Annotated in this window: 18 protein-coding genes and 1 tRNA gene; 5 read left to right on the top strand and 14 right to left on the bottom strand. The window is 67.5% G+C overall.

Annotated features, from left to right (window positions below; genetic code table 11):
- Positions 1–512 precede the first annotated feature (512 nt).
- Both ACEVFP_RS03935 and ACEVFP_RS03930 read left to right on the top strand, forming a co-directional pair.
- Complete coding sequence (locus tag ACEVFP_RS03935) at positions 513–944, top strand: hypothetical protein (protein ID WP_375002122.1); 432 nt, start codon at positions 513–515, stop codon at positions 942–944.
- Positions 945–1233: 289 nt separating this feature from the next.
- The gene (locus ACEVFP_RS03930; protein WP_375002120.1) at positions 1234–4011 is read left to right on the top strand and encodes a TrlF family AAA-like ATPase; all 2778 of its coding nucleotides are present in this window, start codon (positions 1234–1236) and stop codon (positions 4009–4011) included.
- A gap of 249 nt (positions 4012–4260) precedes the next feature.
- Here the strand turns inward: ACEVFP_RS03930 and ACEVFP_RS03925 are convergent, their stop codons facing one another.
- The 3 genes from ACEVFP_RS03925 to ACEVFP_RS03915 all read right to left on the bottom strand — a co-directional run bounded on the left by ACEVFP_RS03925 (position 4261) and on the right by ACEVFP_RS03915 (position 5924).
- Entirely contained in the window at positions 4261–4974 is a 714-nt protein-coding gene (locus ACEVFP_RS03925; RefSeq protein ID WP_375002119.1) for a nucleotidyl transferase AbiEii/AbiGii toxin family protein, read from the bottom strand.
- A complete protein-coding gene (locus ACEVFP_RS03920) occupies positions 4890–5411 on the bottom strand; it encodes a helix-turn-helix transcriptional regulator (RefSeq protein WP_375002117.1) in 522 nt (173 codons plus the stop codon). The genes ACEVFP_RS03925 and ACEVFP_RS03920 overlap by 85 nt, the downstream gene beginning before the upstream one ends.
- 431 nt (positions 5412–5842) lie before the next feature.
- Positions 5843–5924: transfer RNA gene (locus ACEVFP_RS03915), tRNA-Tyr, on the bottom strand.
- A 115-nt stretch (positions 5925–6039) separates the two neighbouring features.
- Between ACEVFP_RS03915 and ACEVFP_RS03910 the strand changes: the two genes are divergently transcribed.
- Complete coding sequence (locus ACEVFP_RS03910) at positions 6040–6411, top strand: ArsR/SmtB family transcription factor (protein ID WP_375002115.1); 372 nt, start codon at positions 6040–6042, stop codon at positions 6409–6411.
- A 1-nt stretch (position 6412) separates the two neighbouring features.
- The gene (locus ACEVFP_RS03905) at positions 6413–6898 is read left to right on the top strand and encodes an SRPBCC domain-containing protein (RefSeq protein WP_375002113.1); all 486 of its coding nucleotides are present in this window, start codon (positions 6413–6415) and stop codon (positions 6896–6898) included.
- Positions 6899–6938: 40 nt separating this feature from the next.
- Here the strand turns inward: ACEVFP_RS03905 and ACEVFP_RS03900 are convergent, their stop codons facing one another.
- The 11 genes from ACEVFP_RS03900 to phnG all read right to left on the bottom strand — a co-directional run bounded on the left by ACEVFP_RS03900 (position 6939) and on the right by phnG (position 15297).
- A complete protein-coding gene (locus ACEVFP_RS03900) occupies positions 6939–7379 on the bottom strand; it encodes a DUF2752 domain-containing protein (protein WP_375002112.1) in 441 nt (146 codons plus the stop codon).
- A 2-nt stretch (positions 7380–7381) separates the two neighbouring features.
- Entirely contained in the window at positions 7382–7705 is a 324-nt protein-coding gene (locus ACEVFP_RS03895; protein ID WP_375002111.1) for a CD225/dispanin family protein, read from the bottom strand.
- Between the two features lie 146 nt (positions 7706–7851).
- Positions 7852–8718 (bottom strand): inositol monophosphatase family protein, encoded by an 867-nt coding sequence (locus ACEVFP_RS03890; RefSeq protein WP_375002108.1) that lies wholly within the window; start codon positions 8716–8718, stop codon positions 7852–7854.
- Positions 8715–9908 (bottom strand): alpha-D-ribose 1-methylphosphonate 5-triphosphate diphosphatase, encoded by a 1194-nt coding sequence (locus ACEVFP_RS03885; protein ID WP_375002106.1) that lies wholly within the window; start codon positions 9906–9908, stop codon positions 8715–8717. Before ACEVFP_RS03885 ends, ACEVFP_RS03890 begins: the two co-directional genes overlap by 4 nt.
- A gap of 109 nt (positions 9909–10017) precedes the next feature.
- Complete coding sequence (locus ACEVFP_RS03880) at positions 10018–10716, bottom strand: DUF1045 domain-containing protein (protein ID WP_375002104.1); 699 nt, start codon at positions 10714–10716, stop codon at positions 10018–10020.
- Positions 10713–11444 carry a phosphonate C-P lyase system protein PhnL gene (phnL, locus tag ACEVFP_RS03875; RefSeq protein ID WP_375002102.1) on the bottom strand — a complete coding sequence of 244 codons (732 nt, stop codon included), beginning with the start codon at positions 11442–11444 and terminating at the stop codon, positions 10713–10715. The genes ACEVFP_RS03880 and phnL overlap by 4 nt, the downstream gene beginning before the upstream one ends.
- Before the next feature lie 3 nt (positions 11445–11447).
- Complete coding sequence (gene phnK / locus ACEVFP_RS03870; protein WP_375002101.1) at positions 11448–12230, bottom strand: phosphonate C-P lyase system protein PhnK; 783 nt, start codon at positions 12228–12230, stop codon at positions 11448–11450.
- Positions 12227–13093, bottom strand: coding sequence for an alpha-D-ribose 1-methylphosphonate 5-phosphate C-P-lyase PhnJ (locus ACEVFP_RS03865; protein WP_375002100.1), 867 nt, complete (start codon positions 13091–13093; stop codon positions 12227–12229). Before ACEVFP_RS03865 ends, phnK begins: the two co-directional genes overlap by 4 nt.
- Positions 13086–14183, bottom strand: a complete 1098-nt coding sequence (locus tag ACEVFP_RS03860; RefSeq protein ID WP_375002098.1) for a carbon-phosphorus lyase complex subunit PhnI — start codon at positions 14181–14183, stop codon at positions 13086–13088. The genes ACEVFP_RS03865 and ACEVFP_RS03860 overlap by 8 nt, the downstream gene beginning before the upstream one ends.
- Complete coding sequence (gene phnH, locus ACEVFP_RS03855) at positions 14183–14800, bottom strand: phosphonate C-P lyase system protein PhnH (protein WP_375002097.1); 618 nt, start codon at positions 14798–14800, stop codon at positions 14183–14185. The genes ACEVFP_RS03860 and phnH overlap by 1 nt, the downstream gene beginning before the upstream one ends.
- Positions 14797–15297 carry a phosphonate C-P lyase system protein PhnG gene (gene phnG / locus ACEVFP_RS03850; RefSeq protein WP_375002096.1) on the bottom strand — a complete coding sequence of 167 codons (501 nt, stop codon included), beginning with the start codon at positions 15295–15297 and terminating at the stop codon, positions 14797–14799. The genes phnH and phnG overlap by 4 nt, the downstream gene beginning before the upstream one ends.
- 129 nt (positions 15298–15426) lie before the next feature.
- Here phnG and phnF point away from each other — a divergent pair, with 129 nt between their 5' ends.
- Entirely contained in the window at positions 15427–16176 is a 750-nt protein-coding gene (gene phnF, locus ACEVFP_RS03845; protein ID WP_375002095.1) for a phosphonate metabolism transcriptional regulator PhnF, read from the top strand.
- Positions 16177–16242 lie beyond the last annotated feature (66 nt).

Raw genomic sequence — 16242 nt, 5'->3', positions numbered from 1 at the left:
CAACGCCCGGAGTGGTTTCCCACCGGACGAAGCCGTCGCCTCCTCGCGACGCGTGACGGCGAACGGTGGGTGCTCGACGGCACCGTCCATGCCCGCCGCATCGGCCACCCGTCGACCGCCTGCGGCGTGGTGGTGACCGAATGGCCGGTGCTCTTCGTTGAGCCGTTCGCACCGTTGGACGATGCGAGCTGCCGCGACTGCAAGCAGGCCATCTGGCGAGTCCACGCACCGCCTCGCGAAGGGTCAGCTGACGTCCGGTCCAAACCTCTGAAAGGCACAGTCCGATGAATTTCACTCCCAGCGCCCGCGCCGTCATACCGCGTGCGGTTGCTCGATTTCGTGGATGACTGCATCTACCCGGCCGAGCCGGTCTATCCGGCCGAGCCGGTCTACTCCGCACAGATGGCTGAGTCGGGCGACCCGAACCTCCACCCGCCCGTCCTCGAGGAGCTCAAGACCGAGGCGCGCCATCGCGGTCTGTGGACCTTGTTCCATCCGCACAGGAACGCCGAGTGGGCTCACCCGGGCTCAGCAACGTCGACTATGCACCACTGGCCGAGCTCATCGGCCGCAGTCCATTCATCGCACCGGAGTCGATGCACTGCAACCCGCCGGATCCCGGCAACATGGAGGTTCTGGAGCTCTTCGACACCGAGGAGCGCAAGGAGCGATGGCTCGACCCATTGATGGCCAGCGAGATCGCGTCGACATTCGCGGTGACAGAGCCGGCCGCGGCAAGCACCGACGCAACGAGCATCGAGCTACGCATGGTGGCCGACGGCGATCAGTACGTGCGCTCGCCCACTTCTGGGCGCTCCAGCGCACGTTGCGCCTCGCCGGGTCCGGACGAAGTACACAAACGCACCATCAGTCAGGGCGGGCTCCGGCGCATCAAGCCCGGGCCGGGGCCGGTGAGAGGTCGCTGGTCAGTCGGACTCAGCTGAGCCCAGTCGGACGCGCAACATTGGCGGCGGAATGACGCGCTCGTCACGGCCGATCCGCATGCATCCAGACGCGGCCGTTGGCGTGGACTCTGTCGCGGATTAAAGAGTGGCTTGTCGGGTCGCGCGGAGGATCACGCGACAGGTACAGCGCCCGCTCTGGCCAAAATTGGTCCCCACACGCGTGTGCCATGCTACTTCTAGTTCAGGGCGATCGTCCGCCCGACGTTCAGCAGGCCAGGGGCAGCCAGAGTTGCCTTGTGATTCTCTTTGAGGCAGAACGGAGTGCTTGGTGGGTGAGTTTCCCCGCGGATCCGAGTGGCGTAAGTGGGACCTCCATTTGCATGCCCCTGGGACTCGGCTCAGCGATGGATACAAGCCGCTGGACTGGGACCGTTACTGCTCCACGCTTGAGTCCTCAGATGTCGCTGTTTTCGGAATCGCGGACTACTTCTGCTTCGACGGATACCGAGAGGTTCGAAGGGAGCATGCAGCACGACACCCTGAGAGCAAGAAGCTCCTGCTGCCCAACCTCGAACTCCGCCTGAACGAAGCAGTAAACAAGGCGACGGACACAGTCGATATCCACCTCATCTTCCGACCAGACACCGACGATGCCCAACTCGATTCGTTCCTGTCCGACTTAGTGACTGAGGTAACTGACGCCCGCGACCGAAACGTCAAGTGTTCGGATCTTGCGGACCAACAACTTGCGGGAGCCTCGGTCACCCGAAGCAGCCTCCGTTCCGCACTGGAGAGCAACCTTGGGCGGGCGTGGGGGCCAGCGGACGTGATCATCCTGGTTCCTGCCAGCAACAACGGGATCCGCGCAGAATCCGGCAAGCAGCGAAAGATGAACATCGCCGACGAGATCGACAAGTTCAGCAACGCAATTTTCGGCGGCAGCCAGAACGTCGAGTGGTATCTGCAGGAAGACCGTTACGAGGACGGAACGCAAAGATCAATACCGAAGCCAGTCTTCGCCGGCTCGGATGCTCATTCCTACGACCAGCTAGACAGCTGGCTGGGCAAGTCAGTCGATGAGGACGGTGTTCACAAAGAGGTCACCTGGATCAAGGCCGATCCGACCTACGAAGGCCTACTGCAGACGCTGATCGAGCCCTCTGAGCGCGTCGCTATACGTCCTTCGACGCCTGACCGCAAAGACCCGTACCGGTACATCTCGAAGGTCACTTTCTCGGGGTCCAACCGGTTCCCGACGGAGCCGATCGAGCTCAACCCAAATCTCGTGTCCATTATCGGAAGTCGCTCGTCGGGTAAATCAGCCCTGCTGGCATATATCGCGCACGCCATCGATTCGAGTTACACCACCGAGCAGCAGGAGCTGAGCGGCCTTGGCGATTCCGCCTCGGTTGGTCCCGCTGCTGGACTGGCATGGGCACAGGTTTCGAACATTCGCTGCGAGGTTGAGTGGGGCGACTCCGCTGCGACGCAAGGGCGCGTCATCTACATCCCCCAGAACTCGCTCTACAGCGTCAGTGAGCGACCGAAAGAGATCACGGCGAAAATTCGTCCCGCTCTCTACCACCTCGATCTGGCCCTCGAAATGGCGAGCGATCGTGCCCAGGTCGAGATCGCCGGTGCGAACGAACTGATCAGGCGAAGTGTGGAGCAGTGGTTCGCTCTCAACAAGGAGATCGCCGACGAGCGTCGCACGCTACGGGACATCGGTGACCCAGCAGGAATCACATCGACCAGGGACAAGCTCACTGAACAGATTCAAACCGTGAGAGACGCCTCCGCCCTTACCGAGCAGGAGAGCGCGGACTACCAGCAGGTCCTTGAACAGCTCGCCACCATCGCCGCCCAGATCGAGTTCACCGACGCCGATATCGCGGCTCTTGATCCACTGGTTCAGTCGTCCGGCGATGGCGACTACACGGCTCGGCCCGACGTCGATGTGAACGTCCTTCTTCTCCCCGTGGCGGCGAACCTTCCACACAATCTGCGTGATCAGGTCGACGAACTGATTTCTGGAGCTTCTGAAGCGCTCAGAGACTCGATTAGGACCAAGGTTGCCGAGCACCGTAAGAGCCTTGACGCGCTTCGCTCGGATGCCGTTCGCCGAGGCGCGGAACTTGAGGAGACGAACGCACAGCTAATCGCCAAGAACAGAACCAATGCCGAGCTAGAGGACCTCGTCAAGCGCCGGCAGCAGCAGGACGAGCTGTTGCGTCGCGTTGAGGAGAAGACAGAGACGATTAAGGAACTTGGAGATCGCCAAGCTGAGCAACTGGCGACACTTCAAGAGCAGATCGAGAAGAGGGCTGAGGCGATCGCTACGCTGATCGCAGCGTTTGAAGCTACGCCACGCGAGCTCGACGGCATGGCCTTTGGCATCGAGCAGCGGATCCCTGCCGACCGCATTGCCACTGTGTCCAATGCCTTCAACCGCCAGGAGAACACCGAATACTTCGATCGCGCTCGTGGCGACCAGATCGATCTTGAGAAGGTCCTCGCAGGGCCTCAACCGTTCCTGGCGTCGGTGGCGGCTGGCATCCAGAAGATCCGGGTTGGAGAGTCCAAGGAGCGACTTGCTGCGGATGTCCTAGCCCTGACTCCAGAAATCGAATACTTCGCGACCTTGGAGGGCGACCGCATCGGCGGCTTCGAACGCTCGTCGATGACACCCGGCAAGCAAGCTCTTTTCGCGCTGACCTTGATCATCAACGAGTCGGACGAAGCGTGGCCACTCCTCATCGATCAGCCAGAGGACGACCTAGACAGCCGGTCGATCTTCAAGACGATCGTTCCGTACTTGATGCGACGCAAATGTGACCGTCAGATCCTGATGGTCAGCCACGATGCAAACATGGTCATCGGCGCTGACTCCGAACAGGTGATCGTGGCCAATCGCCACGGTGAGGATCGTAAGAATCGAAACGGTCAGATGTTCTCGTACCTGTCTGGCGCACTGGAGTGGACGTCACCAGTGAACGGGGATGCTGAGTTCGTCCTGGAATCCTGTGGAATACGAGAGCATGCGATTGACATCCTCGACGGCGGCGAGGATGCGTTTCAGAAGCGCCGCGACAAGTACAAGATGTGATCATCCGTACCGAATGCGAGCCCGTCTCAGTGAGAAGGCTTGCGCCGAGCAAACAGTGCGTCATTCTGGACGGATTGACACGCGTCTACTCAGCCGGGAGTTTCAATCCTCGGTCTCGACGCTGGCCTTGGCGGACACAGCCTTCATCAGCGTCCGAGAGACGCTCGGTGCATCCCACTGGTCAGGTAGTGCCCGGCCATCCTGGTGCCATCCGTGGGGTCGGCGGAGGCAGAACGGGGTTCCGAGAAGTCACCTGAGTTCATCGGACCAGTGGGCGAAGAAGGCGCGGATGCGCGGGATGTCTTCGTCGGCGGAGGGGAACTCGGTGTCGGTGAATCGATCGAGGGTGGTCATCATCTGCGCGAGGACCTTCGGATCGAAGCCCGGGTCAGCTGTGGTCGCTTCAGCGATCAGCGCATCTTTGCCGAATCGCTGTGCCAGTTGGAAAACGTCGGAGAAGTCGCGGATCTCGGCACGGCCAAACAGTGCGAGAAGTTTACGGCCTGCGAGCTCCAGAGGCGCGACGGTCGGGCCGAGGACGGTGACCGTGGGTGCTGCCGCTGGTGGTGAGTCCAAACCGAGGTCGACGAGAACTTCGTCGCCGTCACCGGTAACCACGAGCCGGCAGAAGGCGGGTGCGTCGTGGATGAGCTCAGTCCTCCATCCGCGATCGTTGACAGCGGCGAGGAAGGAGTCCCTGGCCATGATCACCGAGTCGACGGGAGCGGAGGCGAAGAGGTCCAGATCTTGCGTGGGCCTGTCGATCAGGTCCGATGCGATCAAGGCCGCGCCGCCAGCCACGACATACCCGTCCGAGGCGTCGAGACCGAAGAAGAGGTGCGCGACCTCGATCTGGAAATCGGTCAGAGCGGATGCCGTCATGCCGCCCGCGCCTGCCTGGCACCGGCCACTACGGGTTCCCATACAGCCTTCACACCGGCTGGCAGCACCAGTTCGTCCCACAGATCGACCAACAGGGCGCCGTCGATGTAGGTCAGCACATCGGTTGGTCCCCCCTCGCGCAGCACCATCTCGTACACGCGGGCGCGCTCGCGCCGGTCACCGAGATCGAACCGTCGCCCCCGGTCGGACCAGTTCACGTGCAGCGGCAGCTCCACCACACTGAGCGCATCATCCACGGTGAGGCGCGGAAGCCTGACCGGAACCGCGATCGGGCGACCTCGTTCGCCCTCGTACTCGACAAACTCGACAGCGGGCTCCAACGACAGCTCGAACCCGGCACCGCGGAGAATCCGCGCCGCTGTCGCCAAGGTCGGTGACTTCCGGCCGTGCTCGTAGGCGGACAAGGTCGGACGCGACGTGCCGACACGGCGCGCCAACGCGGCTTGCGACATCCCCGCGGCCCGTCGCGCCTTCACCAAGAGGAGTTCGGCATCCATGAACCCAGAGTATCTGATCAGATACATTCTTCACCCATCTCAGTTCCGCGGCACATCGCAGAAGGTCACAATTCCCGTGACGATCGTCAAGGCTGCGCGAGCATCTGCAAGCATCAACGTGCACTACGAACGACACTTGCGAGACGGCGACTTTGTCCCCGTCAGCCGCCATTGGATACCCCTCTCTCACGGACTCGCCGGTCAGCGTCACGCGCGACCCCCTCCCGACGAACTCACGAGCGAACTTGCCCACATATAGCCCACAGAGAATCGCTTGACGTCGCGGGATTCGACGTTTCCGCAGGTCACAGGCTTGAGCGATCCGCGCTTCAAGATGTCTGAAATCCGCTAGTTCAAATACCCCTGCCCGGTTTACGAAGAGGGCCTCTGGCCCGCGTTTCCGCAGGTCAGAGGCCCTTCTGATCGTGCTGTGGCGGGTAGAGGATTCGAACCTCTGAAGGCAATGCCGGCTGATTTACAGTCAGCTCCCTTTGGCCGCTCGGGCAACCCGCCGGGGTTCGTCACCCATGCCGGGCAACGACGCATCACCCTACCCCAGCCCTTCTCCTGGAACGAAACCAGATGGGGGTCTTGACAACATACAACCGTTTAGTTGTATGTTGTGGCCATGGAAGCACACCGAGAGACTGACGAGGACCGGGCCGACGCCCTGTTCCACGCCCTCTCCGACCGGACCCGGCGCGACGTCCTGCGCCGCGTCCTGGCCGGTGAGCACTCGGTGTCGACGCTCGCCGCGAGCTACGACATGAGCTTCGCGGCGGTGCAGAAGCACGTGGCCGTCCTGGAGAAGGCCGGCCTCATCACCAAGCGACGCGTCGGACGTGAGGCACTCGCCTCCGGCGACGTCGAGGCGGTGCGCTCCGTGGCCTCGATGCTCCAAGAGATCGAGGACGTGTGGCGCGGCCGCATCGGGCGGATCGACGATCTGCTCGCCGCCCCGGAATCGACCCAGCAGGACCCCACATCACAGGAGAGCTGACATGCCAGTCACCAACGTCCACAAGGACATCGAGAACCGCACCCTCACCGTCACGGCCGAGTTCGCCGCCAGCCCCGAGCGGGTCTGGGAGCTCTACGCCGACCCCCGCCAGCTGGAGAAGGTCTGGGGGCCGCCCAGCCATCCAGCGACGTTCGTGCAGCACGAGCTGGCCGTGGGCGCCACCACGAAGTACTACATGACCAGCCCGGAGGGAGAGAAGTTCGGCGGCTGGTGGGAGGTCACCGCCGTCGACGAGCCGCACAGCTTCGACTTCCGTGACGGCTTCGCCGACGCCGACCTCAACCCGGTCGACTCCATGCCGGTCTCGGAGAACGTGTACCAGCTCGAGGCCGGCGGCCCGGGCACCATCGCCACCTACACGGCCGTCTACGCCACCTCGGAGGCCCTGCAGCAGGTGCTCGACATGGGCATGGAGGAAGGCCTGACACAGGCGATCAACCAGGTGGACGCCCTGCTCGCCGCCTGACCACGGCAGGCAGACCCCGAGATGACGTGGCTCCCGCTCCTCACAAGGGCGAGAGCCACGTCCATCCCGGAACATTGCGCAACACCCAGTAGCCGAGGACGACGACCAACAGCCCCCAGATCCATCGGGCCGGCACACGGGTGGTGTTCCACGTCGACCACCCGGCCAGACGCAGACCCCACATGACCCAGACCACCAGCAGCAACGGCGCCAAGGCCACCGCGAGCGGGTTGCGGTCCAACGCCGTGAGCACGTCACCCTGCGTCAACGCATGGACGGTCCGTAGTGTGCCGCACCCCGGACAGAACAGTCCGGTGATCGCCAAGAACGGGCACGTCGGGTAGTGGCCGCCCTCGTTCGGGTCGACGACCGCCAGGAGTCCTGCGCCCGCGACTCCTGCGACCGTCACCGCGACGAAGGAGAGCACGCCCCGACCTCGCCGACCCGCAAGGGCCGACGACGCCACGACGTGATCAGACATGCTCAGTAGGAGTACGACGTCGAGGTCGAGCTTCCGGTCGAGATCGCGATGGCGATGACCACCACGTAGATGGCGATCACGGCGACGATCAGCACCGCACCGATGATCGTCCCCCACAGCGCGAACTGGCGGGCCTTGCCGGACGCCTCCTGGGCGCCCGCGACGTCGCCGGCATGCCACTTGTCGTTGACCTGCGCCGCGAACACGATGGAGACGATCCCCAGCGGCAGGCAGCAGAAGATCGTGGACAGGATGGCCCAGGCCAGGTGGTTGGGCGGCGGCTGGCTCGGCGCGTTGTAGGCGGGCTGGCTCGGATACTCGGTCATGCGTTCCCTTTGGTCTCATCTCGCGCTCACGGGTCAGCGGGTCCGGTTCGAGCCCGCCGCGCCAGCAACCTATCGTCTCCCATCGCGGCACCGCCATCGGTTCGGCCGAAGAGCCGGCTCACCGGCCACGAACCTCACGGGTGCGCTCACCCGTCCGCCGGCAGGCCACCTCCGGCCAGGGGAGCCTGCGCCACGACGTCGGCGAGCTGCTCGGCGAGCGCGGGGCTCGCGGCGACGATCCCGGACCACCGGCGCGTGAGGTCGAGATCGATCTCGACGGGGCGGCCGTAGGCGTCGACGACCGCTCCCCCGGCTGCGGGCACCAACAGCATGGCCGCGGCCAGGTCCACGATGCGATGGGTGTCCGAGCCCGGGTCGGCGAACGCGTCGATGGCCCCCTCAGCAACCAGCATTGCCTCCAGACAGGTCGTGGACAGCACCCGGATGCGACCGGCACGCCCGGCCACCCGCAGCCAAGCATCGGTGGAGTCGCCACCGGCATGCCGCTTGGGACGCAGCAGGTCGACGGCCGCGCCGTCCAGCCGGGTGGTGCCGGAGGTCCGGAACCCGACCGGCTCCCCGGCCCGCGCCCAGAGGGTGTGGCCCTGCTCCAGCCAGCAGCTCAGGGCCTCGACGGGTTCGCCGTCGACCACCAGGGCCGCCGAGAAGCAGGAGAGCGGCACCCCGGCCGCCGCGTTCGCCGAGCCGTCCAGCGGGTCCACCACCAGCGTGACCGCGCTGCCGGCGTCGCGGAACCCGAGCTCCTCGCTGAGGATGTTGACCCCGTGCTGCTGCGCGGCGTCGACGATCGCGTCCTCGACGACCTCGTCGACACGGAAGGTGGGTGTGCCGTCCGCGCCGTCGCGCCGGGAGGAGACCAGCTCCGAGCGGTCCAGCTGTGCCCACGCCCGGTCCACACCGCTGACCGCGGCTCGGCAGGTGTCCGCCAGCACGACGTCAACCTCACCGGGCAGGCGCGGCACGGCGGCCCGGTACGGAACCCGCCCCCTCATGCCGCACGCAGTGTCGTCACGACCCGCGGCCATGGCCCGATCCGGTCGTCCACGAGCGCAAAGTCCGCACGCAGCCCCGGCGCGATCGCACCCCGGTCGTCCAGACCGGCCACCTGGGCCGGGCCCGCCGTGATGAGCGAGACGGCCTCCGGCAGCGACACGTCGTCCTCCCGGGCGAGCAGTGTCACGGCGGCCAGCAGTGCAGTCGGCAGGTAGTCCGACGCGAGTGCGTCGACCAGCCCGGCGGCCACCAGCTCACGCGCTGAGACGTTGCCCGAGTGCGAGCCACCGCGCAGCACGTTGGGAGCGCCGGCCACCGTCGTGAGCCCCGTGTCCCGTGCCGCCCGCGCGGCCGCCAGCGTGGTAGGAAACTCCGCCACCTGGCCGCCACGTGCGCGCAGCGCGCCGATCTCGTCCGGCGTGTCCGGGTCGTGGCCCATGAGCCGGATGCGACCACGCCCCGCCAGCTCGGCGAGCCAGTCGAGGTTGGCCTCTCGGACGGGCATCTTCTCCTCGCGCTCACGCACCAGCCGCTGGATGTGGGTGTCGGCCTCCTGCGGGCTCAGACCGTCACCGTCGACGAGGTGCCGATGCATGAACGACGGGTCGGCGTACTGGCCCTGGCCGGGTGTGTGATCCTCGTGCGAGACCAGCAGGCCGGAGGTCTGGGCCGGCAACGCATCGAGACGCTCCCGCAGGTGCCCTGCGCCCGGCGCGGACAGCACGTCGAGCCGGTGCAGCACGCGGTGGTCGACCCGGTACGACGCCGTCGCGTCGATCGCGCGGCACAGCGCGGCCGCCCTCGAGGGGTCCCGCTCGATGCCGCGGTACGTCTTGTGCTGGAACCCGGCGCCGTGGAACATCGTCGTCGTGCCGGCTCCGGCAATCCGGCCCTCGAACGACGCCAGCGCGAACTCCACCGGCACCTCCGCTCCCGGCCGTGGCATCCGCTCGCTCTCCAGTGCGTCGCTGTGCACGTCGATGAAGCCCGGTACCAGCATCAGGTTGGCGCCATCGAGGTCGGCGGAGGTGTCGGCGCCTGCGGTGCTGACACCGTCGATCCGCCCCGACCGGACCACCACGGTGGCGCTCTCCACGATCCGGTCCGGCAGCACCGCCCGGACGCCACGGATCGCATAGTCGTCCGTGACAGGGCCCATCCGCCAGGGGTTCTCCACTGACACCGTCATGCGAGGCTCACCCCCAGAGGCGCGGGGCCGGCATGGAGAGTGGACACAGGCGCTGCGCGCCGCACGTCGTGCTCACGGGCGATGCGGGTCGGGCTGAGGACACATGACATCAGGCAGTCTCCTGAGGGACGGGGGTGGCCAGGGGAACAGGGTCGGAGAAGGGATGGACGGAGAGGATCTCGAACGGCGCACCCGGCTCGGGCTCGACGAACAGTGCGATCGCGCGCAACGCGACGTCGACCCCGGCGGTCTGCGCGAAATGCACCGCGAGCGCGGCATCGACCTCGGCGGCCCGCTCCTCAGGGACGGGGTCGGTGAGCGTCAGGTGGAACCGGAACTCATCAAGCACGTGGGGGCTGCCCCACCGCCGGAACAGCTCGCGCTCGCGCGGCGTCATCTGTCCGGCCCGCCGACGGCCTGGCTCCGCCTCACCCGGAGGTGCACGGAACCTCTCGAACTCACGCACGGCTGCCGCGGCCAGCGCGTCGATCGCAGGCTCCTCCCGCTGCGGCACCAGAGCCCGGAGCGGACCGAACGGGCGCGGCTCCAGGGCGGGCACGACGAGCGCGGCCCGGTCGGCAGCGAACACGTCCGCCGCCGTGCGCAGCTCCGCCTCGGTACGATCCTCGGCGAGACGGAACGGCGCCTTCAACGTCGCATGGAAGCCGTAGCGGCGCGCGTCGACCGTGAGGTCACAGAACTCCTCCCGGGCGTACCAAGCCTGCGCCGCGTCACGCAGCCGCACGGCCTCGGCTGCGTCGTCCGGACCCAGGGCGCCGGGCAGCGCGTACACGGCGTAGCGGGTCATACGCCGGCCCCGGCCGCCTGCGGCGTGAACGCGCGGACGTCGACCACCGCGCTGCCCACGGCCTCACGCACGTCGGTGTCGTGGAAGATCGCCAGCATGCCCACGCCACGGGCCAGACGCTCGCGGATCAGGTCGATCACGACCTCGCGGTTGCGGGGGTCGAGCGAGGCGGTCGGCTCATCGAGCAGCAGCAGGGGCCGCTCGACCACGAAGCCGCGCGCGATGTTGACGCGCTGCTGCTCACCGCCGGAGAAGGTCGCGGGCGGCAGCGTCCACAGCCGCTCGGGGATGCTGAGCCGCTCGAGCAGCTCGGCCCCACGTGCGCGGGCGCTCTCCCTGTCGACCCCACGCTCCACGAGCGGCTCAGCCACCACGTCGAGCGCCGGCACGCGAGGCACCGCCCGCAGGAACTGGCTGACGTAGCCCATGGTCTCGGCCCGGGCCGAGAGAACCTCGCGCGGCTCGGCGGCCGCGAGGTCGAGCACCCTGTCGGTGTGCGAGAGGAGGATGCGACCGGCGTCGGCGCCATAGCTGCCGTACACCATCTTCATCACGGTGCTCTTGCCCGAGCCCGACTCTCCACCGAGCACCACGCACGCGCCGCGTGAGACGTCGAACGTGAGCCCGCGCAGCACGGGCAGACGCTGCGCGCCCTGCAGGTGCAGTGTGAAGGTCTTGTCGACGCCGTCCACGCTCAGGACGGTTCCGGGCGGCATTTCAAGCGACATGGTTCAGCCTTGGAGGATCGAGGAGACGAGCAGCTGGGTGTAGGCGGCCTGCGGATCGTCGAGCACGCGATCGGTGAGGCCCGACTCGATCACCGCGCCGTCCTTCATCACGAGGGTGCGGTGCGAGATCAGACGCGCGACTGCGAGGTCGTGCGTGACGACCACGACGGCCAGCCCGAGATCGGCGACGAGCGAGCGGATCAGGTCGAGCAGGCGCGCCTGGACCGACACGTCGAGGCCGCTGGTGGGCTCGTCCATGAACACCAGACGCGGCCCGAACACGAGGTTGCGGGCGATCTGCAGTCGCTGACGCATCCCGCCGGAGAACGTCGACGGCGGGTCGTCGGTCCGGTCGGCGGGAATCTCCACCCGGGCGAGCCACTCCTCGGCCTCCGCACGGATCGCGCCGTAGTGACGCGCACCGTTGGCCATGAGGGGCTCGCCGATGTTGCCGCCCGCGCTCACGTGCATCCGCAGGCCGTCGGCAGCGTCCTGGTGCACGAACCCCCAGTCGGTGCGCCACAGCCGACGCACCTCACGCTCGCTCAGCGTCGACAGGTCGACCAGGGCGTCAGTGGTCCGGTACCGGACAGAGCCCTCATCGAGCGAGAGTCGCTTCGACAGCACCCCCAGCAAGGTGGTCTTGCCGGACCCCGACTCGCCCACCACCGCGAGCACCTCACCGGGCCACAGGTCGAAGGTGACGTCGCGGCAGCCGTACATGTCGCCGTACCGGTGCCCGGCCCTGGTGACGCTCAGCAACGGACTCTTGTCCAGCTCACTCATGCTGGCACCTCCTGGGCCTGAGCCGTCGTCGCGGCGGTCCGCTCGCAGTGGTCGGTGTCGGAGCAGACGTACATCACGCCGCCCTGGTCGTCCATGACGACCTCGTCGAGGTACACACCCTCGGACCCGCAGATCTCGCACGGCGTCGTGAACGTCTGCGGCTCGAAACCGAAGTCGTCGAAGCCGAGGCTCTCCACGTCCGTGTAGGGCGGGATCGCATAGATCCGCTTCTCGCGCCCAGCGCCGAACAGCTGCAACGCCGGGCTCTGGTGCATCTTGGGGTTGTCGAAGCTGGGGATCGGCGACGGCGACATGACGTAGCGGTCGTTCACGAGCACCGGGTAGTCGTACGTGGTCGCGAAGTGGCCGTAGCGGGCGATGTCCTCGTAGAGCTTGACGTACATCAGGCCGTACTCCTGCAGAGCGTGCAGGCGCCGCGTCTCGGTCTCGCGCGGCTCGAGGAAGCGCAGAGGCTCGGGGATCGGCACCTGGTACACCAGGATCTGCCCGTCCACGAGCGGCGTCTCGGGGATCCGGTGCCGTGTCTGGATGACGGTGGCTGCATCCGTGCGCGTCGTGCTGCTCGCGCCGGCGACCTTCTCGAAGAACTGCCGGATGGAGACCGCGTTGGTCGTGTCGTCAGCCCCTTGGTCGATGACCTTGAGCGTGTCGGCCGCGCCGATCACGGCCGCGGTCACCTGCACGCCACCGGTGCCCCAGCCGCGCGGCATCGGAACCTCGCGCGAGGCGAACGGCACCTGGAACCCGGGGACCGCGACCCCCTTGAGCAGCGCCCGGCGGACGACGCGCTTGGTCTGCTCGTCCAGGTAGCCCTCGTTGTAGACGATGCGGGGATCAGACATCTGCGTTCTCCTCTCGCGTCGGTACCGCACCGGCCCGCTCACGGAACTCACGGTGGAGCTGGCGGATCAGGCCCAGCTCGCCCTGGAAGTCGACGTAGTGCGGCAGCTTCAGGTGCTCGACGAACCCGGTCGCCTGCACGTTGTCGGCGTGGCTCACGACGAACTCCTCGTCCTGCGCGGGCGACACGCGGCGCTCGGCGAACTCGTCCGCGCGCAACGCTCGGTCGACCAGGGACATCGACATCGCCTTGCGCTCGGCGCGGCCGAACACCAGGCCGTATCCGCGGGTGAACTGTGGTGCTCGATCGGCCGTGCCCACGAACTGGTTCACCATCTGGCACTCCGTGACCTCGAGGCGACCGATCGGCACCGCGAAGCCGAGCTCGGGGACGTCGAGCTCGACCTCGACCTCGCCGACGCGAACCTCTCCCGCGAACGGGTGGGTGCGGCCGTAGCCGCGCTGGGTCGAGTAGCCGAGCGAGAGGAGGAAGCCCTCGTCGCCGCGAGCGAGCGCCTGCAGACGCTCGGGGCGGCTCATCGGGAACACGGTGGGCTCACGTGTGAGGTCGGCGGGGTCCGGATCCGTCCAGTCGTCCTCGATCTCGGGCTCGATCAACGCATCGACGCCGAGCAGGTCGGTGATGCGTGGCATCGGTGCCTCCTCGGCGACGTCGTCGACGGGCAGCTCCGGTGTGGAGAGCTCGCCGACGAGCAGACGATGCGTGTAGTCGAACGTCGCGCCGAGCTGTTGGCCGCCGGGCAGGTCCTTGAACGTCGCCGAGATGCGGCGTTCGGCGGGCAGCCCCGCAGTGTCGATCGCGGCGGTCGTGCCGAAGCGCGGCAGCGTCGTGCGGTAGGAGCGCAGCAGTGTGACCGCCTCGAGCACGTCGCCCTGCGCCTGCAGCAGCGCCTGGGCGGCGAGATCCGGGTCGTACAGCGAGCCCTCCGCCATGACGCGTGAGGTGAGCACACCGAGCTGCTCACGCACCTGGCGCCACTCGATCCTGTCCGTCTGCCCCGCGCCCCGCTTGGCGAGCAGCGCATGCGCGTTCGCGATGGCCTTCTCGCCACCCTTGACTGCGACGTACATCAGGCGTTCCCCCTCAACATGGTCGTGCGCGGCAACGCACGGACGGTCGTGTCGACGGCGAGGATGACGTCCACGCCCCGTGGGAACAGGGCACGGTTCGCCTCCCACTGCTCAAGGAAGTCATCAGGCAGAACGACGCCATCCCAGACGAGGTCGCCCTGCACGCCGGGGCCGGACGCGACCAACGAGCTGGTCCCTCGCGCGCCTGATGAGTCGATCACGAGGGTGGCGGACCGGTGCGGCTCCTCGTCGGTGCCCTGCGCCAGGTCGGCGAGACGTGGTGCCCCCGACGGCGAGGCCGCGACGGCGAACACCGCCTCCCGCGGCTCGTCGACCAGGGGGGCGCCCGTGTGGAAGCGTAGCCAGGCGCACACGTCCGCCGATGCCCGCAGAGGCCGGTCGAGCCACAGTGGTGTCTGCTCGTCGCACAGCGAGAGCAGGACCGCGCCGGCGGTCGCGCCGAGCGGTGCGGGCGTACGCAGTGCGCCCCCGAGCACGGGAGCGATCACCTGCGGCAGGGTCGGACGGGCCATGGCCTCGAGCACGGCACGGAACGTCCGCTGCGCGTCGTGCACCGGCTCGGCGAATCCCGGCAGATGGTTCTTGGTCAGGCTCATGCGTCGTCCTCCTCGTCCGGACCGGCGTTCTCGCGGGCGACGGTGAAGAAGTCGACCACCGTGCTGCGAGCCTCAGCGTGGACGCGGGCGTCACGCTCGGCCTGCGCGCGCTCGAGCGGCTCGATCACGTCGACCAGCACGCGCTCGCGCTGCCCGGAGCCCAGCAGGGCGTCGAAGGTGGCCGCGAGCGCGGCGTGCTCAGGGTGGCTGCCCAGGACGTAGGCGGTGCCGGTCGCCTCGTCATCGCCGTGGCGAGCGAGCACGGTCGCACGGGTCACGGTCGCCTCGCCGAGGTTGAAGCGGTCGCCCGTGCCGCCGACGCGCCCTTGCACCATCACCAGACCCGCCTCGGGGCCACGCAGGTACACGACCTCAGGGCGGTCGTCCCAGGCCTCCCACAACGCGGCCAGCTCAGGCTCCGGAGCTCCGGCGAGCACCCGCGCGGTGTGCCGGCGGCCCTGCACGTCCCGCACGTGCGGGTCGTCCTGCTGACTCATCGATCCTCCAAAGTTGTCTATCTTCCTAGACAACAGTCAAAGTAGTGACACGATGTGGAGAGAACATGCCGCGGATGCGCCCCACGCGCGACGAACGTGTGAACGTCCGGTGAACCGACGAGGAGATCCATGACCGGCCCGTCGTCCTCACGCCCCACCGGGTACTCCGCGTGGCGCCTGATCGCCGAGGAGCTGCGTTCGGAGATCACCGACGGGCGGCGGCTCGTGGGTGAGCGCCTGCCCACAGAGAAGGCCCTCGCCGAGAGGTTCGACGTCAACCGGCACACGGCCCGGCAGGCGATCGCCGCGCTGGCCGCCGACGGGCTGGTCGAGTCACGCCGCGGCAGCGGTACGTTCGTCACCGGCGGTGACGTCCACGTGCACCGGATCGGCATGCGGACGCGACTGACGACGAGCCTCGGCGACCGCCATGCCGCAGCCGGGCGCGTGCTCGAGAGCGCGACACAGGCCCCGCCCGTCGACGTCGCGCGACGTCTGGACATCGGGGACGGGCTCGCCGTGCGTGTGGAGTCGCTGCGCACCGTGGACGGGGAGCCGCTCGCGCTCGCCACCGGCTGGTTCGACGCCGAGCGACTGCCCGACATCGCCGCCGCGGTGCGGCGCACCGCCTCGGTCACGGCCGCGTTGCGTGCCAGCGGCATCGACGACTACGTCCGCGTGTCGACGGTGGTCGCCGCCCGCCACGCCACTGCGACGGAGTCGACGCTGCTGATGCTCGAACCCGGCGCGATCGTCCTGGTCACCGAGGCACTCGACGCACTGCTCGACGGGACGCCCCTGCAGCACGTCGTCACGCGCTTCGCCGCGCAGCGCGTGCGCCTGGACATCGAGCACCTCGATCCTGGCGCCGGGTCCTGAGCGGCCGACGGTCCACCGCCGCACCGCCGGAGCATCGGGCCCGGCGAGGAGCCGTCGGGCAATGAC

The sequence above is a fragment of the Aeromicrobium sp. CTD01-1L150 genome (assembly GCF_041951745.1).
Classification (GTDB): domain Bacteria; phylum Actinomycetota; class Actinomycetes; order Propionibacteriales; family Nocardioidaceae; genus Aeromicrobium.
The sequence above is the reverse complement of the archived record's forward strand: the minus strand, read 5'-3'. Positions and strand labels throughout refer to the sequence as shown.